25 protein-coding genes are annotated in these 21,985 nt (G+C 70.4%); 17 read left to right on the forward strand and 8 right to left on the reverse strand.

What is annotated here, in order from left to right; translation table 11 throughout:
* Positions 1 to 56 precede the first annotated feature (56 nt).
* Entirely contained in the window at positions 57 to 689 is a 633-nt protein-coding gene (locus C6Y14_RS04805) for an RNA polymerase sigma factor (RefSeq protein ID WP_107015245.1), read from the forward strand.
* Positions 686 to 1,810, forward strand: a complete 1,125-nt coding sequence (locus C6Y14_RS04810) for a CU044_5270 family protein (RefSeq protein ID WP_107015246.1) — start codon at positions 686 to 688, stop codon at positions 1,808 to 1,810. The genes C6Y14_RS04805 and C6Y14_RS04810 overlap by 4 nt, the downstream gene beginning before the upstream one ends.
* Before the next feature lie 50 nt (positions 1,811 to 1,860).
* Here C6Y14_RS04810 and C6Y14_RS04815 read toward each other — a convergent pair whose 3' ends face one another.
* From C6Y14_RS04815 to C6Y14_RS04830, 4 genes are all read right to left on the reverse strand, one after another.
* A complete protein-coding gene (locus tag C6Y14_RS04815; protein ID WP_107015247.1) occupies positions 1,861 to 3,327 on the reverse strand; it encodes a sensor histidine kinase in 1,467 nt (488 codons plus the stop codon).
* Positions 3,324 to 4,055, reverse strand: a complete 732-nt coding sequence (locus C6Y14_RS04820) for a response regulator transcription factor (RefSeq protein ID WP_107015248.1) — start codon at positions 4,053 to 4,055, stop codon at positions 3,324 to 3,326. Before C6Y14_RS04820 ends, C6Y14_RS04815 begins: the two co-directional genes overlap by 4 nt.
* A gap of 111 nt (positions 4,056 to 4,166) precedes the next feature.
* Positions 4,167 to 4,430: a hypothetical protein gene (locus C6Y14_RS04825; protein WP_225890908.1), complete on the reverse strand. Its 264-nt coding sequence runs from the start codon at positions 4,428 to 4,430 to the stop codon at positions 4,167 to 4,169.
* Between the two features lie 124 nt (positions 4,431 to 4,554).
* Positions 4,555 to 5,688 (reverse strand): S1C family serine protease, encoded by a 1,134-nt coding sequence (locus C6Y14_RS04830; protein WP_107015249.1) that lies wholly within the window; start codon positions 5,686 to 5,688, stop codon positions 4,555 to 4,557.
* A gap of 272 nt (positions 5,689 to 5,960) precedes the next feature.
* Here C6Y14_RS04830 and C6Y14_RS04835 point away from each other — a divergent pair, with 272 nt between their 5' ends.
* Positions 5,961 to 7,721 carry a trypsin-like serine protease gene (locus C6Y14_RS04835; RefSeq protein ID WP_107015250.1) on the forward strand — a complete coding sequence of 587 codons (1,761 nt, stop codon included), beginning with the start codon at positions 5,961 to 5,963 and terminating at the stop codon, positions 7,719 to 7,721.
* A 196-nt stretch (positions 7,722 to 7,917) separates the two neighbouring features.
* Here C6Y14_RS04835 and C6Y14_RS04840 read toward each other — a convergent pair whose 3' ends face one another.
* Positions 7,918 to 8,940, reverse strand: coding sequence for a LacI family DNA-binding transcriptional regulator (locus C6Y14_RS04840; RefSeq protein ID WP_107015251.1), 1,023 nt, complete (start codon positions 8,938 to 8,940; stop codon positions 7,918 to 7,920).
* Positions 8,941 to 8,963: 23 nt separating this feature from the next.
* The gene (locus C6Y14_RS04845) at positions 8,964 to 9,794 is read right to left on the reverse strand and encodes a winged helix-turn-helix transcriptional regulator (protein ID WP_107015252.1); all 831 of its coding nucleotides are present in this window, start codon (positions 9,792 to 9,794) and stop codon (positions 8,964 to 8,966) included.
* A 198-nt stretch (positions 9,795 to 9,992) separates the two neighbouring features.
* Here C6Y14_RS04845 and C6Y14_RS04850 point away from each other — a divergent pair, with 198 nt between their 5' ends.
* From C6Y14_RS04850 to C6Y14_RS04880, 8 genes are all read left to right on the forward strand, one after another.
* On the forward strand, positions 9,993 to 10,931 hold the full coding sequence (locus C6Y14_RS04850) for an alpha/beta hydrolase family protein (protein WP_107015253.1): 939 nt from the start codon (positions 9,993 to 9,995) through the stop codon (positions 10,929 to 10,931).
* A 57-nt stretch (positions 10,932 to 10,988) separates the two neighbouring features.
* Complete coding sequence (locus C6Y14_RS04855; RefSeq protein ID WP_107015254.1) at positions 10,989 to 11,243, forward strand: MoaD/ThiS family protein; 255 nt, start codon at positions 10,989 to 10,991, stop codon at positions 11,241 to 11,243.
* Between the two features lie 7 nt (positions 11,244 to 11,250).
* The gene (locus C6Y14_RS04860) at positions 11,251 to 12,531 is read left to right on the forward strand and encodes a hypothetical protein (RefSeq protein WP_107015255.1); all 1,281 of its coding nucleotides are present in this window, start codon (positions 11,251 to 11,253) and stop codon (positions 12,529 to 12,531) included.
* 346 nt (positions 12,532 to 12,877) lie between these two features.
* A complete protein-coding gene (locus tag C6Y14_RS04865) occupies positions 12,878 to 13,636 on the forward strand; it encodes an LmeA family phospholipid-binding protein (RefSeq protein WP_107015256.1) in 759 nt (252 codons plus the stop codon).
* A gap of 305 nt (positions 13,637 to 13,941) precedes the next feature.
* Entirely contained in the window at positions 13,942 to 14,022 is an 81-nt protein-coding gene (locus C6Y14_RS45810) for an Ms5788A family Cys-rich leader peptide (RefSeq protein WP_356537092.1), read from the forward strand.
* Positions 14,023 to 14,193: 171 nt separating this feature from the next.
* The gene (locus tag C6Y14_RS04870) at positions 14,194 to 15,039 is read left to right on the forward strand and encodes a sulfurtransferase (RefSeq protein ID WP_107015257.1); all 846 of its coding nucleotides are present in this window, start codon (positions 14,194 to 14,196) and stop codon (positions 15,037 to 15,039) included.
* Positions 15,040 to 15,083: 44 nt separating this feature from the next.
* Positions 15,084 to 15,371, forward strand: a complete 288-nt coding sequence (locus tag C6Y14_RS04875; RefSeq protein ID WP_055513194.1) for a DUF1416 domain-containing protein — start codon at positions 15,084 to 15,086, stop codon at positions 15,369 to 15,371.
* 186 nt (positions 15,372 to 15,557) lie between these two features.
* Complete coding sequence (locus C6Y14_RS04880) at positions 15,558 to 15,818, forward strand: DUF3099 domain-containing protein (protein ID WP_107015258.1); 261 nt, start codon at positions 15,558 to 15,560, stop codon at positions 15,816 to 15,818.
* A 21-nt stretch (positions 15,819 to 15,839) separates the two neighbouring features.
* Here C6Y14_RS04880 and C6Y14_RS04885 read toward each other — a convergent pair whose 3' ends face one another.
* On the reverse strand, positions 15,840 to 16,202 hold the full coding sequence (locus C6Y14_RS04885; protein WP_107015259.1) for a DsrE family protein: 363 nt from the start codon (positions 16,200 to 16,202) through the stop codon (positions 15,840 to 15,842).
* 206 nt (positions 16,203 to 16,408) lie between these two features.
* On the opposite strand from C6Y14_RS04885, the gene C6Y14_RS04895 reads away from it, so the two are divergent.
* The 6 genes from C6Y14_RS04895 (at position 16,409) to ygfZ (ending at position 21,466) form a co-directional block, all read left to right on the forward strand.
* Positions 16,409 to 17,131 (forward strand): hypothetical protein, encoded by a 723-nt coding sequence (locus tag C6Y14_RS04895; protein WP_107015261.1) that lies wholly within the window; start codon positions 16,409 to 16,411, stop codon positions 17,129 to 17,131.
* Entirely contained in the window at positions 17,128 to 18,228 is a 1,101-nt protein-coding gene (locus C6Y14_RS04900) for a hypothetical protein (RefSeq protein ID WP_225890909.1), read from the forward strand. Before C6Y14_RS04895 ends, C6Y14_RS04900 begins: the two co-directional genes overlap by 4 nt.
* Positions 18,225 to 19,106, forward strand: coding sequence for a hypothetical protein (locus tag C6Y14_RS04905; RefSeq protein ID WP_107015262.1), 882 nt, complete (start codon positions 18,225 to 18,227; stop codon positions 19,104 to 19,106). Before C6Y14_RS04900 ends, C6Y14_RS04905 begins: the two co-directional genes overlap by 4 nt.
* A gap of 220 nt (positions 19,107 to 19,326) precedes the next feature.
* Positions 19,327 to 19,902 carry an FABP family protein gene (locus C6Y14_RS04915; RefSeq protein ID WP_107015264.1) on the forward strand — a complete coding sequence of 192 codons (576 nt, stop codon included), beginning with the start codon at positions 19,327 to 19,329 and terminating at the stop codon, positions 19,900 to 19,902.
* Positions 19,903 to 19,917: 15 nt separating this feature from the next.
* A complete protein-coding gene (locus C6Y14_RS04920; RefSeq protein WP_225890910.1) occupies positions 19,918 to 20,445 on the forward strand; it encodes a Fur family transcriptional regulator in 528 nt (175 codons plus the stop codon).
* A 34-nt stretch (positions 20,446 to 20,479) separates the two neighbouring features.
* Entirely contained in the window at positions 20,480 to 21,466 is a 987-nt protein-coding gene (gene ygfZ, locus C6Y14_RS04925; RefSeq protein WP_107015265.1) for a CAF17-like 4Fe-4S cluster assembly/insertion protein YgfZ, read from the forward strand.
* Between the two features lie 27 nt (positions 21,467 to 21,493).
* On the opposite strand, the gene dtd is transcribed toward ygfZ, so the two are convergent.
* Complete coding sequence (gene dtd / locus C6Y14_RS04930; RefSeq protein ID WP_107015266.1) at positions 21,494 to 21,919, reverse strand: D-aminoacyl-tRNA deacylase; 426 nt, start codon at positions 21,917 to 21,919, stop codon at positions 21,494 to 21,496.
* Positions 21,920 to 21,985: the final 66 nt, after the last annotated feature.

Below are 21,985 nucleotides of genomic sequence, written 5' to 3' on the forward strand. Positions count from 1 at the left end.
CAGCTCACGGGAAGTCGGGCCCCTCTGCCGTACAGCTCATAGGCGTGACCACTCATATGCGAACCCGGGTGCGGGCCGGGGATCAGGGCGCCTTCGGTGAGCTCTTCGACGCGTACGCCCGTGCCGTGTACAACCACGCCTACCGGCTGACCGCGGACTGGTCGACCGCCGAGGACGTGATGGCGTCGACCTTCATGGAGGCGTGGCGGCTGAGGGACAAGGTCGATCCCGAAGGCGGCTCCCTGCGGCCCTGGCTGCTGGGTATCGCCACCAACACCGCGCGCAACCAGTTCCGCAGCAACCGGCGTTACCGGCGGGCCGCGAGCGCCGCCGCCGCGGCCGAGACGGCCGTGCCCGATCACGCGGACGAGGTCGCGGGGCGAATCGACGACCGTCGGAGGATCGCCACCGCCCTGACCGCCCTCGCCGCCCTGCGCAGGCCCGAGCGCGAGGTCATCACGCTCTGCCTGGGGGAGGGCCTGGACTACGAGGCCGCGGCGGAGGCGCTCGGCATCCCCGTCGGCACGGTCGCCTCCCGCCTCTCCAGGGCCCGTAAGAAGTTGCGGCGTACCGCTGCCGGAAACGCCGCCGAGAAAGTTCGCGTGAATCGGGAAGGGCCCCGGCCCGTCCGACAGACAAGAGGCGATCACGCAAAAGCGATCCGGCCCGCACAGGAGGGAAACCGATGAACGCGAACACGCCCCGGGACGAGCAGGACGCACAGCTGCTGTCCCGTACCGCGCGCGACCTGCCGTCGGGCCGTCACCAGTTCCACAAGGAGCGTCTGATGGCCCAGATCCACGAGCAGGTCCAGCAGTCCCGGCGGGACGAGCGCACGGCGGCCCCGGCCGTACCGGCCGCACCGGCGAAGGCACGGCGGTTGCGGCTGCCGCGTCCCGCGATCACGCTGCCCGCGATGGCGTTCGGCCTGTCCGCGGTGATCGTCGCCGGGGTCGTGACCCTCGGCGGCGGTGACGGCGTGCGGGAGAGCGGCGTCGCCACCGGACCCGCCCTGACCACCGACATCGGTACCGCGACCACGAAGGGCGTGCCCCAGCTGCTCGACCAGATCTCCCTGGCGGCGGCCGAGGGCGACCACCCGACCGTGCGGGCCGGCCAGTACATCTACATCGAGTCCGTGCTGGCCGACACCCACGTGAGGACTGTCGACGACAGGAGCAGCCTGGTCGGCCAGGAACTGCACAAGCGGCAGATGTGGGAGTCCGCGGACGGCGTCGAGGGCTGGCTGATCGACCCCGCCGTCAACGACAGTTCCGAGGGCGAGACCCTGACCCTGCCCGACGAGCAGGGCAACACCCCGAAGGCGCACCTGGGCAGCCCGTCGTACGACTACCTGGCCAAGCTGACCACCGACCCCGACGCACTGCTGGCCAAGATCTACAAGGAGACCGAGGGGCAGGGGAACACCCCCGACCAGCAGGCCTTCTCCACCATCGGTGACCTGCTCTCCGAGAGCTACCCGCCGCCGGAGCTCTACTCGGCGCTGTTCGAGACCGCCGCGAAGATCCCGGGCGTGGTCGTCGTCGACGACGCGGTGGACGCGGCCGGCCGGCACGGCGTGGCGGTGGCCCGGCTGGACGAGACCAGTGGCCAGCGCGAGGAGTGGATCTTCGACAAGAAGACCCATGTCTACCTCGGCGCGCGCAACGTCCAGGTGAAGCCGCTCAAGGAAGAGGGCATCCTGATCAAGCCCGGCACGGTGAACTTCACCATGGCCATCAAGAACCGCGCCGTCGTCGACGGTATGAAGGAGACCCCGTCGGCCCCGGCCCCATCCCAGGCGGGCTGAGGCCCGGTCGGCCCCCCCGGGGGGTTACTGGCTTCCGGTCCCGGCCCCGGTCAGTCCCCGTCCAGGGAAGGCGGCGGAGTCGGGGCGCCCGGCAGGCGGATCGTCGCGACCGTGCCGCCGCCCGGGGCCGGGCTCAACGCCACGTCCCCGCCCGACTGCTGGACCGTACGCGCCACGATCGACAGGCCGAGGCCCGAGCCGGGGAGCGCGCGGGCGCTCGGGGAACGCCAGAAGCGGTCGAAGACGTGCGGGAGTTCATCGGCGGGCACGCCCGGACCGTGGTCCCGTACGGTCAGTTCGCCGCCCCTGAGGGCGACGTCGATCGCGCCGCCCTCGGGGCTGAACTTCACCGCGTTGTCGAGGATGTTGACGATGGCCCGCTCCAGCGCGGTGGGCTCCGCCCGGACGAACCACGGGTGCACGTCCGCCGTGATCGTCAGCTCCGGGCCGCGCAGCCTGGCCCTGCGCAGCGCCGACTCCACGGTGTCCTGCAGCGGGACCACCTGCACGCGGTCGGCCGGCGTGCCCGCGTCCGACCGCGACAGCGTCTGCAGGTCGCCGATGAGCGCGGCCAGTTCGGTCATCTGCGCCTTCACCGAGGCGAGCAGCGCCTTGCGGTCCGCCGGGGGGATGGGCCGGCCCGTCTCCTCGCTGCGGGTGAGCAGTTCGATGTTCGTACGCAGGGAGGTGAGGGGGGTGCGCAGTTCGTGCCCGGCGTCGGCGATGAGCTGCTGCTGCAGCTCACGGGAGTTGGCGAGGGACGCGGTCATCGAGTTGAAGGACCGGGAGAGCCGGGCGATCTCGTCCTCGCTCTCGTCCTCGACGGGGATGCGGACGGAGAGGTCCTCGGTACGGGCCACGTGCTCGACGGCCTCGGTGAGCTTGTCGACGGGGCGCAGGCCGGCGCGGGCGACCGCGAGGCCGGCCGCGCCGGCGCCGAGCACTCCGATGCCGGAGACGAGGAGCAGGATGAGGGCGAGATCGTTGAGGGTCCCCTGGGTGCCCTTGAGCGGTACGGCGATGAGGAGGGCGGTGTCGGGGTAGAGCTGCGGTCGGCTCGGGCCCTGGGTGACGGTCAGGGGGACCGTCAGGACGCGTACGGCGTTGCCGTCGGTGTCGGTGCCGTTGCGGAAGATCCCGTTGTCGTTCTCCGCGTTCTCGATCACGTCCGTGTCGTCGCCGGTGACCTTGACCGTGCCTTCGGAGTTCGCCGAGACGCACGGCGTGCCGTCCGCCTTGACCAGTTGCAGGTAGTAGGTGTCCCGGGCGCCGAAGGCGTCGTTCTTCGGCGGCGGCGTCTGGGTGCAGCTGTCCAGGGCGGCCTCCACCTCCGACTGCCGCTGAGGCGTGGCCGCCGCCTTCAGGTCGTCGTCGACCTGGTCGTACAGCTTCCCCTGCACGATGAACCAGCACGTCACCGACACCGCCGCCACCGCGAACGCCACCGCCGCCGCCACCAGGATGGACAACCGGGCCCGGATCGGCAGGGAGGTGAACCGGCGAACGAGCCTTTTCACTCCGCCCCGCCCGACCGCAGGACATACCCCACACCCCGCACAGTGTGCACAAGACGCGGCTCGCCGCCCGCTTCCGTCTTGCGGCGGAGGTACATCACGTACACGTCCAGGGAGTTGGACGACGGCTCGAAGTCGAAGCCCCAAACCGCTTTCAAAATCTGCTCCCGCGTGAGGACCTGGCGCGGATGGGCCAGGAACATCTCCAGCAGCGTGAACTCCGTGCGCGTCAGCTCGACGGGCCGCCCGGCCCGCGTGACCTCACGCGTCGCGAGGTCCATGCGCAGATCGCCGAAGGTCAGCGCGTCGTCGGCGGGCGCACCTACCGCGGCCGCCGCGTACGAACTGCGCCGCAGCAGCGCCCGTACCCGCGCGAACAGCTCGTCCAGTTCGAACGGCTTCACCAGGTAGTCGTCGGCGCCCGCGTCGAGCCCGGTGACCCGGTCGCCGACCGTGTCGCGGGCGGTGAGCATGAGGATCGGCGTCGTCGTGCCCGCGCCGCGCATCCGGCGGGCGGCGGTCAGCCCGTCCATGCGGGGCATCTGGATGTCGAGGACGACCAGGTCGGGCTGGTACGCGATGGACTTCTCCAGCGCGTCCGCGCCGTCGACGGCCACCTCCGTGTCGTACCCCTCGAAGGCGAGACTGCGCTGGAGTGCTTCGCGCACGGCCGGCTCGTCGTCGACGATCAGGATGCGCTGGGGTTCACGGTCGCCTTCGGCGGGGCTCATCGCGGTCAGTTCCTCGGGTGCGGTGGGACGTGGTCGGGGCGCTTTCAGCCTCGCACGTTTCAGGGCTGTTCTCGTAGAGCCGCCGGGCGCTGAGCCCGCGAGCGGCCGGGGTCAGCCTCGTACGGTACGGCGGGTGCGGGTCGCGGCCCCGTTGCGGCGGGTGGTGCCGCGCGGGGCCCGCGCGGTGGCCATCTCGGGTGCGCGGGGCGCCGGCGCGTGCAGTTCGTGGGCCACCGCGAGGGCCAGGGCGAGTCCGGACGGGTCGCCGCCGACGAGGGTGTGGGGCACGGACTTGATGTGCCCGATCTGCCGGATATGGCCGATCTGCTTGGTCTGCTTGGTCTGCTTGGTCTGCTTGGTTACTTCGGTCTGCATGGCGGCCTCCGGGGTCTGGGGTGGGTCGGTCGGAGTGGCGCGCGGTCGTGCGCGGCGCCGTCGTGGCTGGTCGCGCAGTTCCCCGCGCCCCTGGATCGGCCGGGGCCGGTGGCCCGGGTGCGGCTCAGCTGTCGGAGCCGCCGGACCGCAGCGAGGCCAGGTCGGCCTTGACGGTGTTGACGGGGATGGCGAAGCCGAGGCCGACGCTGCCGGCGCTCGACGAGGACGAGGAGTCCGTGGCGGCCGAGTACATCGCGGAGTTGATGCCGATGATGTTGCCGCTCATGTCGATCAGCGCGCCGCCGGAGTTGCCCGGGTTGAGGGACGCGTCGGTCTGCAGGGCCTTGTACGTCGTCGTGGACGAACCGGTGTCGCCGTTGAACTCCTGGCCGCCGAACTCGAACGGCCACTGCTCGCTTCCGCCGCCGCTTCCACCGCCCTGCTGTTGCTGCTGGCCCTGGCTCTCGTCCGTGGAGACGGTGACGTCCCGGTCGAGCGCGGAGACGATCCCGCTGGTGACGGTGCCGGTCAGGCCCTCGGGGGAGCCGATCGCCACGACCTCGTCACCGACCTTGACGGCGTTGGAGTCGCCGAGCGTCGCGGGAGTCAGACCCGACGGCGCGTCCTCCAGCTTGATCAGCGCGAGGTCCTTCTTGCTGTCGGTGCCGACGACGCTCGCGGTGTACGACTTGCCGTTGCTCAGCTGCACCTTGATCTGCGAGGCGCCGGAGATCACGTGGTTGTTGGTGATGATCTCGCCGCCGGTCGTGATGACCACGCCGGAACCGGTGGAGGAGCCCGCGTTCGAGGTCGCGCTGATCTCGACGATGCTCGGGCCGGCCGCCTCGGCGACCCCGGCGACCGTGCCCTTCTTGCTCGTGGCGACGACGCTGGTGCTGCTCGCGCTGCCGGCCGCGGTGTCGTTGCCGGTCAGCTCCTGGAAGGCGTACGCGGTTCCGCCGCCCACGGCCGCGGCGGCTATCGCCACGACGGCGAGCAGGGCCAGCGGGCCCTTGGCGCGCTTGCGGGGCGCGCCGGGAGCGGAGGAGACGGGCTCCGTGAGGAGCGCGGTGGGAGCACCGCCGCCGTGCGAGGCCGGCTCCGCGGCCGGCTGGTACGGCGGCGGAGGCGGCCACTCCGGGTTCACGGAGGAGGTGCTCTGCTGGTGGTGCGACTGCTCGTACGGCTGTCCTGAGTACGCGGACTGCTGCTGGTCGCCCTGGGGGTACTCGCCGCTGCGGCGGAAGCTCTCGGTCATGAGTAGAACTCTGTCGCCCGACCATGAGAGCTCCCTGAGTGCTCCCTGAGAAGCCCGACAGAACCTCGTATGCCCGATATAAAGGCGCCGGAGCCCAGTGATACCGGGGAAACGGCGGGTTGCCGCACAGTGATGTGACGGAAGCGGCGGACGAACACTTGTCTGCCTGCTGTGAAGTGCGTGTGCAGAGGGGTTTGCGAGCCGCAGGCTTGGCGGGTTCAGGACACACCACCGCCATGGACGTCCACACTCCACCACCTCAGGAGACCTGAGTGATACCTGCTCTGCGCAGCCGTTGGAGACGCCGGGCCACGGCGTTCCCCGCGGCCGCCCTCGCGCTGGCGCTGGGTTGCGCCGGCGTCCTCGCGGCCCAGCCGGCCACTGCGGCGGACGGCCCCGCCGGGGGACTGCCCGACACGAGCCTGGCGCAGCCCGCGAAGCCGGCCGCCTCCACGAAGGAACTGCGCGACCGGATCGTCGACGCCGCGAAGGCGACCGGCGAGACCCCGGAAGACGCCTCGCCCGCGAAGTCCCCGTTCATCATCGGCGGCGGCGAGACCACCATCGCCAGTGCCCCGTGGATGGTCCAGCTCGGTTACTACGACCCGGCCACCGGCGACGGCTACTTCTGCGGCGGCACCCTCGTCGCCCCGAACAAGGTCCTCACCGCGGCCCACTGCGTCGCGGGCCTGGACTGGGTGGGCAACGGCGCGGTCCTCGCCGGCACGACCGACCTCGACGACTACACGAACGGCACCGCCACGGGCGTCTTCCGCCAGTGGACGCACCCCCGCTACAACGCGGACACCACCCAGAACGACATCGCGGTCCTCACCCTGGACGCCCCGCTGCTGGACCGGCCGACCCTGCGGCTCGCCGCGTCCGACGACAGCGCGCTCTACAAGAGCGGCACCACCGGCACCGTCTACGGCTGGGGTCTGACCTCCGGCGCCGACGACGCCACCCTCTCGACGAAGCTGAAGAAGGCGAACCTGCCGCTCGTCGCCGACGCGACCTGCAAGAGCGCGATGGCGTCCGTCCTCGACGGGGACTACTTCATCGCCGGTTCGATGGCCTGCGCGGGCACTCCCGCGAGCGGCGCCGACGAGGGCACGAACAGCCCCTGCAACGGTGACTCCGGCGGCCCGCTGGTCGTCGGCGGCAAGATCGCCGGCATCGTCTCCTGGGGCGTCGCGGGCTGCACCGCCAAGGGTGCCTACCCGGTCTTCACCAAGGTCAGCTCGTACATCTGGGCGGCCCAGCCGCGCATCGACGACGCGGACCTGTCGTACGACGGCCGCGCCGACCTGCTCGCGCGCACGCCCTCCGGCGGTCTCTTCCAGCAGAACAGCACCGGCACCGGCCTCGCACAGCGCGCCTACCAGGGCGCCAACTGGCAGACCGCCACCTGGGCCCTGCAGGCGGACCTGGACCGGGACTTCTACCAGGACCTGATCATCCGCGACAAGACCGACGGCAAGCTGTACCGCAGCTACCTGGACCACTCCGTCGGCGACTGGGCCTGGATGCAGATCAGCTCGGTCTGGGGCGGCTACAAGTCGTACGCGATCCCCGGCGACCTGACGGGCGACGCCCGCCCGGACCTGGTCGCGGCGGACGCCGACGGCTCGGTCTATCTCTACCCGGGGCGCGGCAACGGCCAGTTCTACGGCAAGGTCAAGGTCGTCAGCGGCGCCTGGAAGAACGTGAAGCTCTTCGGCCACGGCGACCTCTCCGGCGACGGCAAGCCCGACCTGCTCGTCCGCTCCACGGACGGCACGCTGTGGCTCTACCGCGGCACGGGCAAGGAGAAGACCCCCTGGTCGACCCGTATCAAGGCCCGTACCGGCTGGAACTTCACCTCGTACGTCTCCAGCGGCGACGTGAGCGGCGACGGCATCGCCGACGTCATCACCCGTGACTCGGCGGGCAAGCTCTGGCTCTACAAGGGCACGAACAAGGCGACCACGGACCTGTTCGCAGCCCGCACAAGCCTGGGCACAGGCTTCAACCAGTACAACTTGCTGTTCTAGAGCAACGAGAGCAGGCGCCGGCCGTTGCCACTGGGCAAGGGTCGGCGCCGGTGTCTTCTGCTTTTCAGGGGCGCGGGGAACGGCGCAGTCTTTTGCTTCTAGGGGCGCGGGGAACGGCGCAATCTTTTAGGGGCGCGGGGAACTGCGCGACCAGCCACGACGCACCCGCAGCCGACAAACGACCCACCCAGCGGAGCTACCCGCAGCCACACGACCGCCGAACCACCAAAGACGACGGGAACAACTTCAACCGCTCCCGCCGAGCCCCGGCAACCCGAAGCCCGTCATCAAGCACAAGATCAACAGCCGCCCGAGCCATCGCGGACCGATCGCTCGCGATAGTGGTGAGCGGCGGATCGGTCAACGCCGCTTCCTTGATGTCGTCGAACCCCGCGACAGCCAACTCCCCCGGCACATCGATCCGCAGCTCACGAGCCGCCCGCAGCACCCCGATCGCCTGGTCGTCCGTGGAGCAGAAGATCGCCGGCGGCCGATCGGGCCCGGCCAGCAGCCGCAGCCCCACCTGGTACGCGTCGTACCGGTTGTAGAGCGCCTCGAAGAGGCGACCCTCGGTCGAGCGCCCCGCCTCGTGCATCGCGCGCCGCCACCCCTCGACGTGGTCGGAGACCGGGTCACCGACCGTGGGGGTCTCCGCGACACCGCCGAGACAGGCGACGTACTCGTATCCGTGCTCAAGGAGATGCTGCGTGGCGAGATGCGCGCCACCCACGTCGTCCGTGACGACCGCGACGTCGTCGATCGCCTCGGGCCGCTCGTGCAGCAGCACCACCCGCGCGTCCCACGCCTCGATCTCCGCGGCGGCCAGATCGTTCAGCGCGTGACTGACGAGGATGAGCCCCGAGACCCGCATACCGAGGAAGGCCCGCAGATAGTGGACCTCGCGCTCGCCGACGTAGTCGGAGTTGCCGACGAGCACCATTTTCCCGCGCTCGGACGCGGCCTGTTCGACCGCGTGCGCCATCTCCCCGAAGAAGGGCTGGCGCGCGTCCGGCACGATCAGGCCTATGAGGTCCGTGCGCCGCGACGCCATGGCCTGGGCGACCCGGTCCGGGCGGTAACTCAGCTCCTTGATCGCGGCGAGTACACGCTCGCGCGTGGCCGGGGCAACCGGCCGGGGTCCGTTGTTGATGACATAGCTGACGACGGCGGTGGAGGTACCCGCCAGTCGTGCCACGTCATCCCGAGTCACCTTGGCCACGCGCGGAGTCTACGCGGATGGACCTACCGCTGGGCAGGTCGTACGGCTTCTTCCTGCACCTTCGCCGGGGCGGCTGCCGGGGCCTTCGCGGCACCGGCCGCGTCGAGGTGCGCCGTCTCGTCCGCATCCTCCGGCTTTGGCTGCGCGGCCTTGGCCTTCGCCTCGTCCGAAGCGCGGTCCACCTTCTCCGGAGTAACGAATCGATAACCGACGTTCCGGACGGTACCGATCAGCGACTCGTGCTCGGGGCCGAGCTTCGCGCGCAGCCGTCGTACGTGCACGTCGACCGTCCGCGTACCGCCGAAGTAGTCGTAGCCCCAGACCTCCTGCAGCAGCTGGGCGCGGGTGAAGACGCGGCCCGGGTGCTGGGCGAGGTACTTGAGGAGCTCGAACTCCTTGAAGGTCAGGTCGAGGACCCGGCCCTTGAGCTTGGCGCTGTAGGTGGCCTCGTCCACGGAGAGGTCGCCGTTGCGGATCTCCATGGGGGAGTCGTCGTTGACGATCTGCTGGCGGCCCATGGCCAGCCGCAGCCGCGCCTCGACCTCCGCCGGACCGGCGGTGTCGAGCAGCACGTCGTCGATGCCCCAGTCGGCGGTGACGGCCGCGAGGCCGCCCTCCGTCACGACGAGCACGAGTGGACAGCCTGGCCCGGTGGAGCGCAGCAGCTGACAGAGGCTGCGGACCTGCGGGAGGTCACGGCGGCCGTCGATGAGAATGACGTCGGCACCTGGGGTGTCGACGAGTGCGGGCCCCTCCGCCGGGGCCACGCGCACGTTGTGCAGCAGGAGGCCGAGGGCGGGAAGCACCTCCGTCGACGGCTGAAGGGCATTGGTGAGGAGCAGCAGAGAACTCATCGCACCCCACCTGCCTGGGTCGTCCTACGGTCACGCACGGTTCGCTCGCCCATAACGTCTGGTTCCTCCTCGGTCCCTGCGAGGACGTTTTCGGCACTGCTCAACGTCGTATACAGCGTTCGTATACAACGCTCCAGAAAGCGCAAAAGGACCCGGGGGCTTCTCTGCCCGAGTCCTCTGCCAAGGAGAATAGCCCACATGAGCCAAGGTCCGGCAGGTCATGTGACGCGATCTTTCATTCGTCCAGAACCTGAGACGGCGGGTGGATGTACGGAAAGTGCTTCGGAAGGATCTTCGCGAGGGGTGCTGAGAAAGTTTCTGCGCACCGCCGACGGGGTGACGATCGACGCGGCGTACGAGCCCGGAAAGAACACATCGGACACGTCCGGCACATCTGGCGCATCCGGTGGATCCGACGCGACCGACCCCGCAACCGGCCTGGTCGTCGTGGTGGCGCACGGATTCACGGGCGACCTGGACCGTCCGCACGTCCGGCGGGCGGCGACGGCGTTCGCGCAGTACGCGGCCGTGGTCACCTTCTCCTTCCGCGGGCACGGTGCCTCCGGCGGGCGCTCCACGGTCGGCGACCGCGAGGTGCTCGATCTGGCGGCGGCGGTGGAGTGGGCGAGAGAACTCGGTCACACCCGGGTGGCCACCGTCGGCTTCTCGATGGGCGGCTCGGTGGTGCTCCGGCACGCGGCGCTGCACCCGAAGAGCGATCGGGAGCACGAGGGGCGCACGGTAGCGCATTCGGACGCGGTGGTTTCGGTCAGCGCACCCGCTCGCTGGTACTACCGGGGTACGGCCCCTATGCGGCGCCTGCACTGGCTGGTAACGCGGCCGGTGGGCCGCGCGGTCGGCCGCTACGGCCTGCGAACCCGCATTTATCACCGCGATTGGGACCCGGTCCCGTCCTCCCCGGTGGAATCGGTCCCTCTCATCGCCCCCACCCCTCTCCTGATCGTCCACGGCGACCGGGACGGCTACTTCCCCGTGGACCATCCGCGGATGCTGGCCGCCGCGTCCGGCGACCACGCGGACCTGTGGCTGGAGCACGGCATGGGCCACGCCGAGAACGCGGCGGACGACGAACTCCTGTCCCGCATCGGGGAATGGGCCGCGGCGCACGCGGGCTAGCCTGACGGGGTCAGTCACCCGTTTTCCTTCACCGCTGACCGAAGATCGAGGAACCAGATGGCCAAGGGCACAGTGCGTTACTGGGCCGCCGCCAAGGCCGCGGCAGGCGTCGCCGAGGAGCCGTACGAGGCGGAGACCCTCGCGCAGGCGCTGGACGTGGCACGCGAGCGACACTCCGGCGAATTCGCCCGCGTCCTGCTGCGATGCTCGTTCCTCATCGACGGCGATCCCGTGGGTACCCGCGGACATGAGACGGTACGGCTGGCCGAGGGCGGCACGGTCGAGGTGCTCCCGCCGTTCGCAGGAGGGTGACGGGACGATGAGCGATCAGCCGTACGAGGGTCCATACGAGGGCCCGTACCAAGGACAAGGCCAAGGACAAGGTCAGGGCCAGGTCCCCTACGAGGGATACGACCCCTACCAGCATCAGGCGCCGCAACAGGCGCCGCATCAGGCACAGCAGGCGCCGCAGGCCGGGTGGCCCGGTCAGCAGCAGTACGACGAGGCCGCCGTGCAGCAGCAGTACACCCAGCAGTGGGAGGGCCAGACCTGGGAGACCCAGGTCCAGCCCCCGCTCCGGCCGGCGGCTCCGGCCGCTCCGGCCGCGGACACGGCGTATCTGCCGCAGCAGGGTCCGGCGGAGGCCTCGTACGGGGCGCCGCAGCAGCCGTACGGGAATCAGTACGGGCCTCAGTACGGGGTCGTCGGGCAGCCCATGCCGAGTCAGCAGGGTCCGGCCGGCGGAAACCCCGCACCCGCTCCGGCTCCGGCTCCCGCTCCCGCGCCCGCGCCCGCCGACGGCGGAACCGGCTACGGTCCGGCGACCGTCACCGGCAACACCCGGGTCACCGACGCCCAGCGCGCCCGCGCCGAGGGACGTTCGCCGATCATCGAGCCCGGCGGACAGCCGGCCGTGCTGACGGGGGTCCTCGGACTGCTGCTCGCCGGCGCGGCGGCGGTCGGGCAGTACGCGCTGGTCGTACCGCTGGTCATCCTTCAGGCGGTGACCGCGGCGGGCTGGTTCCGGCTCAACGGGATGTGGCCCGCGCGGCAGGGCATCGCGCTCGCCTTCGCGGGTGCGCTCGCGGCGGACGTGGCCCTGCTCGCGGCCGGGCGGGAGAACGCGCCCGCCGCGATCCTCGGCACGCTCGGCGTCTGGGTCCTGCTGACCCTGGTCCTCCAGCTGCGCAGCCACGCCGGAGCCGACGAACGGATGCTCGGCCTGATGGCCACGGTCGTCTCGGCGGCGCTGGCCATCATCGCCACGGGGTATCTGGCGGCGGAGCCGGACGCGGTGGTCGTGGGCGGGGTGGCGGTCGCGGCGGCGGTGCTGGCGCGGGCGCTGCCGTTGCCGACGGCGGCGTCCGTGGTGGTGGCGTTGCTCGCGGCTGCGGGGGCGGGGATCGCCCTGGGCGGGCTGACGGATCTTGGAGCGGGCGGGGCGGTTCTCGGGGCGGGGGCGGGTGTCTGCGCCCTGGTCGGGCATCGGGTCGCCAGCTACGACTACCCGTCGAAGTTCGTGCACTTCACGGCGGGCGTGGCGCTCCCGCTGGCCGCGGCGGCCCCGGCGGTGTATCTACTGGGCCGCGCCCTGATCTGACTCGGGGGCGCCGCGCCCCCGAACCCCCGGTCCTCAGACGCCGGACGGGCTGGGGGTTCGTGTGCGGGTCCGGTGGGGGCTGGTCGCGCAGTTCCCCGCGCCCCTCGAAGTGGGGCTGCGCCCCGACTTCCAGGCCGTCGACGGGCCGTGCATTCTTCAGCCCGTCCGGCGTTTGAGGACGAGCGCGGAGCGCGATCAAGGGGCGGCGGGGGCGAGGGGAAACGCCTGATCAAGCCCACCCTCCTGTCACAGGTGATCGACAACAAGCCCGTCCCCCGGCCGGCGGGCCACCCCCGGGGTTACCCTCGCGCACAGAAGACCGCCGAGGTGGGGGAACACGGAGACAATGCGAGCACTGCGAATACTTCTGATCGTGACCATCGTCCTGGGCGGCCTCTTCGTCATCGCCGACCGCGTAGCCGTCGGCTTCGCCGAGGACGAGGCGGCGGACCGCCTGAAGACCAACGAGGGCCTGTCCAGCACCCCGGACGTCTCGATCAAGGGCTTCCCCTTCCTCACCCAGGTCGTCGGCGGCGAACTGGACGAGGTGCAGGTCGGCATCAAGGACTACGAGGCCGACACGAGCGGCGCGACGAACGGCACGGACGCCGACGTCCCCGCCAAGATCCGTATCGACAACCTCACCGCCCAGATGCGCGGCGTCGCGTTCTCCGGGGACTACAGCTCCGCGAAGGCGGCCACCGCAACCGGCACGGCCACGATCTCGTACGCCGAACTCCTCAAGGCGGCCAAGGCCGAGCCCGTGGACGTCGCGACCGGTGTCACCGCCCAGGTGGTCGGTCTCTCGGACGGCGGCAACGGCAAGATCAAGGTCGAGGTGGAGGCCACCGTGCTCGGCACGAAGCTGCCCCGCCCGGTCTCCGTGCTCAGCTCGGTCAGCGTCAAGGGCGACAACGTCGTGGTGAACGCGGACTCGCTGCCCAACCTGGGCGTGCAGCTCGCCGAGGACAAGGTCCGGCTGATCACCGACTTCCAGCAGAAGATCGACGGTCTGCCGGGCGGCATCAAGCTCGACAAGGTCGAGGCGGCCCCCAAGGGCGTCGACATCGACGTCAAGGGTTCGGACGTCAGCCTCGTCGGGTAGGACCCAGGACGGCCACCGCACCCGAGCCGTCCCGCACCCGGAGTCGGATCACACCCGAGTCGCACCGCCCCGGAGGCGCGCCGCACCCCCTCGCAGAGAGCGCCCTCTGCCGTCCGAAAGGCGAGACGGACCCGTCCGTACAGCAGATCGGCGGGCGGCGGGACACGGGCCCCGTGGGCCGTGCAGGCCCAGAGGGCGTGCGGCATCACGCCGCGCGCCCCTCGCATCCCACATCGCGGACGATCGCGTCTCAGCATGCGACACGCCGGTGACATGTCCGGCTTTCCGTCCCTACGATCGACGGCATGACGCAACAGGCGGACCTCACGAAGCGGCGGGCAGTAGACCTGTGCCGCGTCGCCGCCATGCTCTGTCGCACCTTCTGAGCGGAAGCATTCGTCCTTCCGCGAGCCGGGCCCTTCGACCTTTCCTGTCGGGGCCGCCCCCGCGCCGCGTACACCCGCCCGAGCGGTCCGATCCCGACCCCGAGCGCGTACCGCAGGCGCACCCCTCACTGACGCACAGCCCCGCCGTAACTGCCCCGGAGGAGAACGAGCATGAGCCGCAGTGACGTCCTGGTAGACGCCGACTGGGTCCAGGAGCACCTGGACGACCCGAACGTGGCCGTCGTCGAGGTCGACGAGGACACGTCCGCGTACGAGAAGAACCACATCAGGAACGCCATCCGGATCGACTGGACCAAGGACCTCCAGGACCCGGTCCGCCGTGACTTCATCGACCAGGAGGGCTTCGAGAAGCTCCTGTCCGGCAAGGGCATCGCGAACGACACCCTGGTCGTCCTCTACGGCGGCAACAACAACTGGTTCGCGTCCTACGCCTACTGGTACTTCAAGCTGTACGGCCACGAGAACGTGAAGCTCCTCGACGGCGGCCGCAAGAAGTGGGAGCTCGACTCCCGCGACCTGGTCGACGGCTCGCAGGTCCCCGAGCGCGCCACGACCGACTACAAGGCCAAGCCGCAGAACAAGGCGATCCGTGCCTTCCGTGACGACGTCGTCGCCGCGATCGGTCAGCAGAACATCGTCGACGTCCGTTCGCCCGACGAGTTCTCCGGCAAGCTGCTCGCCCCCGCGCACCTGCCGCAGGAGCAGTCGCAGCGCCCCGGCCACGTGCCGTCCTCGCGCAACATCCCGTGGTCGAAGAACGCCAACGACGACGGCACCTTCAAGTCGGACGACGAGCTCAAGGCCCTCTACGAGGACGAGCAGGTCGACCTGTCGAAGGACACCATCGCCCTGTGCCGCATCGGTGAGCGTTCCGCGCTCACCTGGTTCGTGCTGCACGAGCTGCTCGGCGTCGAGAACGTCAAGAACTACGACGGCTCGTGGACCGAGTACGGCTCCCTGGTCGGCGTCCCGATCGAGCTCGGCGCCAACAAGTAACCCCCAAGCCCCAAGCCCCAAGGCCTCAAGGACGGAAACGAATCATGTGTGGAGCGAAGGCCGGCGGCCCCGACGCCTCGACGATCAAGCCCGGTGAGACCACCATCCAGGGTCACGTGACCAAGGACGGCGAGCCGGTGGTGGGCTACGTCCGCCTGCTGGACTCGACGGGCGAGTTCACCGCCGAGGTCCCGACCTCGGCGACCGGACAGTTCCGGTTCTACGCGGCCGAGGGCACCTGGACCGTTCGCGCCCTCGTTCCGGGCGGCACGGCCGACCGTACGGTCGTCGCCCAGACGGGCGGCCTGGCCGAAGTGGCCATCGCCGTCTGAACCACGTGAACCGTCTGGACCACGTGAACCGTCCGGACCACGTGAACCGTCCGGACTTGAACCGTCCGGCGGTTCGCACCGTATGAACGGCCGAAGGGCCGCACCCCCGGGGGTTGGACGCTTTCCGGTACGGGGTGTGGCCCTTCGGCTTGTCCCGCCTGCCCGAAGCGGGTCTACGCTGGACATATGTACGCGCGAAGGCGGCACGTCTACTTCGCCATGATGGGGACGTGCATCGGACTGTTCGTCCTGGCCTGGGGAGTCGTACGGCTCTGGTCGGTCCCCGTGGCCGTCGGCATGTGCGTCGTGGCGATGGTGATCCCGCCGCTCGCCGCGATGACGGCCAACCGCCGGGGCCCCGACGACCGCTGGTGGGACGACCCCTCGGGCGACCACAAGTCCGACGAATGGTGGGACGAGCTGGACGGCAAGAAGCGCCGGCGGTAGCCCTCGGCGAGGGCAGGGCTCTCAGTAGACGAGCGCCTGGGTGTCGTCGGCCAGGGCCTCCTGCACGAAGACCTGCGCGCCCGCGATCCGTACGCCGTCGATGACGTCCTTCTCGGAGATGTCCCGGCGGGCCGCGCACTGTGTGCAGAGGGTGAGACGGCCGCCTGCCACGATCGAGTCGAGCAGGTCGGGCAGCGGGGCCGCGTGGGGGAGCTCGAACTCGGCGGCGCGGCCTGGCAGCGCGAACCACGCGGACTCCCCGGTGAGCCAGAGCGAGACGTCCACCCCGCTGGCCACGGCGACCGCCGCCACCGTGAAGGCCTGCGAGCAGCGTTCGGGGGCGTCGGCCCCTGCCGTCACCTTGATCACGAGCTTCTTCGCCATGGCCGAATCGTAATCAACTCTCCTGCAACCCAAAGCATTGGCCATGGGTCTCCTGTGCGCGCGGATACGGAATCCGCGTTTCGCGTTCTGTGGGGGACGACGTCTTGGAAGTACCTGAAAGACCCGAAGCACCTGAAGCACCCGAAGCGCCTGCTGCACCCGAAGTGACGGAGCCTGCGCCTGTGGCGGCTCCTGCGGCGGTTCCTGTGACCGCGCGTGTGCGCCGGCGCGGTCGTACGACGCTCCTGATCGCCACGGCCGCCGTACTCGGAGTGATCGCCGGTACCTGTGTCGGCTACCTGGTCCAGGCCGACCGCGAGCCCACCCGGCTGCCGTCGCTCTCGCAGCCGGCCCTCGCACAGGCGAAGGGCAAGGGCCCCGAGCCGCTGTCGGCCGCGCAGGACCGCCAGGTGAAGGTCGAGGGCGACCTGCGCAAGCTGCTGGTCGAGCGGCCGAAGGGGGCCGGGGACGGCGTCTACGCGACCGACGACGAGGGCGGGTGGATGTCGCTCGCCGAGTACGCGGACCGGTACACGAAGCCCGGCAACGCCTTCCGCAACCTCATCGGTGACGAGTTCCGGCGGGTGGCCGTCACCAGTTGGAGCGAGAGCGGTACGCGCGACGTCGAGGTCCGGCTGGTGCAGTACCGCCAGGAGGAGACGACCGCCGCGGCAGGCAACGCCGAGGGCCAGCACTACTGGGCCGAGGAAGCGGGCGCCAACCACAGCTGGTCGATTCCCGGTACGGGGGACGGCATGGCGTACGTCCATGACGAGCCCGAGCGGAAGGCGGGCTACCAGCCGCTGTACTCGGCCCAGGCACACGCGTGGCGCGGCGACATCGCCATGGAGATCTGGATCTACGACACGAAGCCGGTCCCCAAGAAGACGATCATGGACCTGGCCGAGCGGCAGATGGAGCGCCTGTGAACGAGACCCCCGCCGGCCCCGCAGCCAAGGCGCCGGCGCCGGAGGCCGAGGCCGAGCACACGCCCGAGCCCGCGCCCACGCCCGAGCCCGCGCCCACGCCCGAGGCTGAGCCGAAGCCCGCGCCCGAGGCCGAGGCCGAAGCCGGCACTGAGGCCGCACCTGAGCCCGCGCCCGCGGTCGCACCTGCGCCCGAGCAGCCTGAGGCCGAAGTCACGCACGGGGCCGCACCTGCGCTCGCCCCCGTGCCCGTGCCTGGGCCCATGCCCGAGGCCGCGCCCGCGCCCGCGTCCGATGTCGCGTCCGAGGAGCCGCCCGTGTCGCCCCGGCGGCGCGTGCGGCGTGGGCGGGTCGTCGCCGGAGTTGCGGCCGGTGCGTTGCTCGCCGTCGTTGTCGGTGGGGTCGGGTTCACCGTCGTGACCGTCGACGGTGCCGACCGTGACGCGGGCGCCCCCGTGTGGCGGTTTCCGAAGAAGTCGGCGGACGACGAGAAGGCGCAGGTGGCGGCGGACGGCAGGAAGACCGGCCTCGCCGGCCTGCTCGTGCCCTACGAGACCGACCCGGACACCGACGGCTTCACCCGGGGCCCCGACATCGAGGAGTTCGGCTCCGACTCCGTGTTCAGCGGCCGGCAGGCCACCGAACTGCGCAAGGAGTCGATCCGCGACCTCCCCCGCTCCCAGCGGCTGCGCCTGGAGAAGGAGATCGACAAGCAGCACATCCAGGGCATGGCGATGCGCAGTTACGTCAGCCCGCCCGACAGCCTCGACTACAACGGCAAGGTCTTCACGGTCGACATCGTGCTGTCCCAGATGGACAAGAAGACCGTGCGCGACCTCGCCACCTTCCAGAGCGAGTTCCTCAACGCCCTGGAGATCTTCCGCAAGGGCCCGAAGATCGAGGGCCACAAGAACGCCCAGTGCTTCCTGCCGCCCAAGGACGCCGACACCAAGCTCGACCTGATGGTCTGCTCCGCCTACAAGGGTGACGTGATGGTCAGCGCCACCGCGTACGCGGTCAAGCCACTCGACACCAAGGGAGTCGCGGTGTTCCTGCGCGAGCAGCTCGACCGCATCGCCGAACCGGGGGAAGCGGTATGACCGAGCTGATCGCACACCAGGTTGCCGCGCCGCCCCTGCCCGAGGCACCGCCCACCGTGCCCGAGACGCAGACGCAGGCACAGGCACAGGCACAGGCGACGGCGACGGCGAAGAAGGACCGTCGTGTGCTGCGCGCCGCCCTGCGCTGGACCGCCGCCGTCGTGGTCTTCGCCGCGGTCGGTACGGCAGCCGCGTACGGCGTCACGCGGCTGGACCGCACCGACGTACCCGGCCTGGCGACCGCGTCGGACGGGCGCTGGGACTACCCGGAGATCAGCCGGCCGCCCCTGCCCGCCGGCCGCCCGGGCTCCTCCGACCGGTCCAACAGGGCCGGTGCCCACTACGCCGACCTGCGTGCGCTCGTACTCCCCGCTCCGAAGGGCGCGAAGGCCGACCCGGCGCTGCGCGGCGAGGACGGCTGGCTCCCGACGAAGACCTTCCTGGCGGAGTACGTCAAGGACGACCGGGAGCCCTTCGGACAGCTGCTCACCGACAACGGCCTGCGGCACATCGCCGCACGCGGCTGGACCACGCCCGACGGCACGCGCACCCGGGTCTATCTGCTCCAGTTCTCCACGGCCGCCGTCGTGGACGAACTGTTCGTCGGCAAGCTCACCTCGTACGACACCCTGCGGTACGAGCTGAGCGGGAGCCCGGAGATGTCCGCTGACGACGACGGGTTCCCGGTGGTCTCCGAGGTCGAGGGCGTCGAACGCGTCATCGGCGACGAGGCGAAGCCCTACGGCGCCGAGCACGTACGGCAGGCATACCTGGGAGCGGACGACACCGTTGCCGTGATCGTGCAGTCCCGCAAGGGCACCGCGAAGAAGGTCCCGTTCCAGCAGACCGTGGTCCTGCAGAGCCAGCTTCTGGGCTGACCGGCGGCCCTCGGAGAGAGAGCCGGTCCCCGCCCGTCTAGAGTGGGGACCGGCTCTGTACTGCCCACCACCGCGTCACCCGAGGAGCACCCCGTGCTTGAGTACTTCTTCGAAGCTCTGCTGATCCTGGTCTGTGTCGGCGTTCTCGCCTTCACCGGGCTCGCCGTGAAGAAGCTGTACCAGGGCCAGCGCTGACCCCCATCAAGGAACTGCCGACCTCATGATCGAGATCCCGTCCGACCTGCACAAGGACCTCGTCCCCCTCGTCTTCCTGCTCGGTGAGTGGACCGGCGCGGGCGTTCACGACTTCCCCGGCGCCGAGAAGTGCAACTTCGGCCAGGAGGTCAGCTTCACCCACGACGGCCGGGACTTCCTCGAATACCACTCGCACACCTGGGTCCTCGACTCCGAGGGCAACAAGGTGCGCCCGCTGGAGTCCGAGTCGGGCTTCTGGCGTATCGACAAGGACCGCAAGGTCGAGGTCGTGATGGTCCGCGACGACGGTGTGGTGGAGATCTGGTACGGCGACCTGGCCGCCAAGAAGCCCCAGATCGACCTGGTCACGGACGCGGTGGCGCGCACGGCCGCCTCGGGCCCGTACAACGGCGGCAAGCGTCTGTACGGCTATGTGAAGAGCGACCTCATGTGGGTCGGCGAGAAGCAGACCCCCGAGGTCCCGCTGCGCCCGTACATGTCGGCGCAGCTCAAGAAGGTCGTCAGCCCCGACGACGTCGAGCGCTGGGCGAAGGCCCTCCCCGATGACATGCCGGACGACGGCATCGCTTTCTTCAAGTAGTCCTAGACTTCCGGTGTGGTGAGCACTGGAAGCAGCACCGAAGGCACGGGCGCGGACACGACGGGTACGGGCGCCGACTGGAAGAGCGATCTGCGGCAGCGTGGCTATCGGCTCACGCCCCAGCGGCAGCTCGTGCTCGAAGCGGTGGACACCCTGGAGCACGCGACTCCCGACGACATCCTCGTGGAAGTGCGGAAGACGGCGTCGGGCGTCAACATCTCCACGGTGTACCGGACCCTTGAGCTCCTGGAGGAGCTCAAGCTGGTCTCGCACGCGCATCTGGGGCACGGTGCGCCCACGTACCACCTCGCGGACCGGCACCACCACATCCATCTGGTCTGCCGCGACTGCACGAACGTCATCGAGGCGGACATCGAGGTCGCCGCCGACTTCACGGCCAAGCTGCGCGAGACCTTCGGCTTCGTCACCGACATGAAGCACTTCGCGATCTTCGGCCGCTGCGAGGAGTGCGCGGCCAAGCCCGGCACGGGCACGGGCACGGGCGTGAGCACCGGCACAGGCACCGGCACGGCCGGGAAATAAAAACGGCCACCACGCGGTCGTAGGCTGTGTGGATATGAAGAGCCCTCTGCTGTCCCTGCCCGGTGCCGTTCCCGCCGAGGGAGTGGACGAAGGCGTAGCCGCCCATTACGGCGACCTGTTCCGCGAGCAGCGTGCCCTCGCCGACGGCACCGGTTTCGTGGACCTCTCGCACCGCGGGGTGGTCGCCGTCACCGGTTCGGACCGGCTGAGCTGGCTGCATCTGCTGCTCACCCAGCACGTCAGCGACCTCCCGGCAGGCCAGGCCACCGAGGCGCTGATCCTCTCCGCGAACGGCCACGTCGAGCACGCGCTGTATCTCGTCGACGACGGCACGACGACCTGGGCGCACGTCGAGCCCGGCACGCAGGACGCGCTGATCGCGTACCTGGAGTCGATGAAGTTCTTCTACCGGGTCGAGGTCGCCGACCGCACCGGCGATCTCGCGGTCGTGCATCTGCCCGCCGGTTCCATCGCCGAGGTCCCCGAGGGTGCCGTCGTACGCGAGACCTCGTACGGGCGGGATCTGTTCCTGCCGCGCGCGGATCTGGAGTCGTTCGCCGGGGGAGCGGGTGCGGACGGGGTCAAGCACGGGCCCGCCGTCGGGCTGCTCGCCTACGAGGCCCTGCGCGTCGAGCAGCACCGGCCGCGCCTCGGTTTCGAGACCGACCACCGCACCATCCCGCACGAGCTGGGCTGGATCGGCAGCGCGGTGCATCTGCAGAAGGGCTGCTACCGCGGCCAGGAGACCGTCGCCCGCGTCCAGAACCTGGGCAAGCCGCCGCGCAGGCTCGTCTTCCTGCACCTGGACGGCAGCGAGGTCCATCTGCCGCCGCACGGCACGGAGCTGCGTCTCGCGGCCGAGGGCGCGGAGGGCCGCAAGATCGGTTTCATCACGACGTCCGTACGCCATCACGAGCTGGGCCCGATCGCCCTGGCCCTGGTCAAGCGGAACGTACCCCTCGACGCGCCCCTGACCGCGGACTCGACGGCCGCCGCCCAGGAGGTCGTGGTCGAGCCGTAGGCCCCGGGGCCACGGGCCGATGGGGCCTCACATGTCGATCAGTACCGTGAACGGGCCGTCGTTCGTCAGCGAGACGCGCATCTTCGCGCCGAACCTGCCCGTGGCCACCGTCGCGCCCAGCGCACGGAGTTGGGTCACGACCTCGTCCACGAGGGGCTCGGCCACATCGCCGGGGGCCGCCGCGTTCCAGGTGGGGCGACGGCCCTTGCGGGCGTCCCCGTAGAGGGTGAACTGGCTGATGACGAGCAGCGGCGCGTCGATGTCGGAGCACGACTTCTCGTCGGCCAGCATCCGTACGGACCAGAGTTTGCGGGCCAGTTGGGCCGCCTTCTCCTTCGTGTCCTCGTGGGTCACCCCGACGAGGACGCACAGTCCCTCGCCGTCGATCTCCCCGACCGTCTCACCGTCCACGACGACGCTCGCGCCGTCCACCCTCTGCACCACCGCACGCATGGGGTCCATCATGCCGTGCGTCAGGCCGAGGTCAGGCCGGGGTCCGTACGGGGTGTTTCTTATTGA

It is taken from the genome of Streptomyces dioscori (assembly GCF_003024195.1).
Classification (GTDB): domain Bacteria; phylum Actinomycetota; class Actinomycetes; order Streptomycetales; family Streptomycetaceae; genus Streptomyces; species Streptomyces dioscori.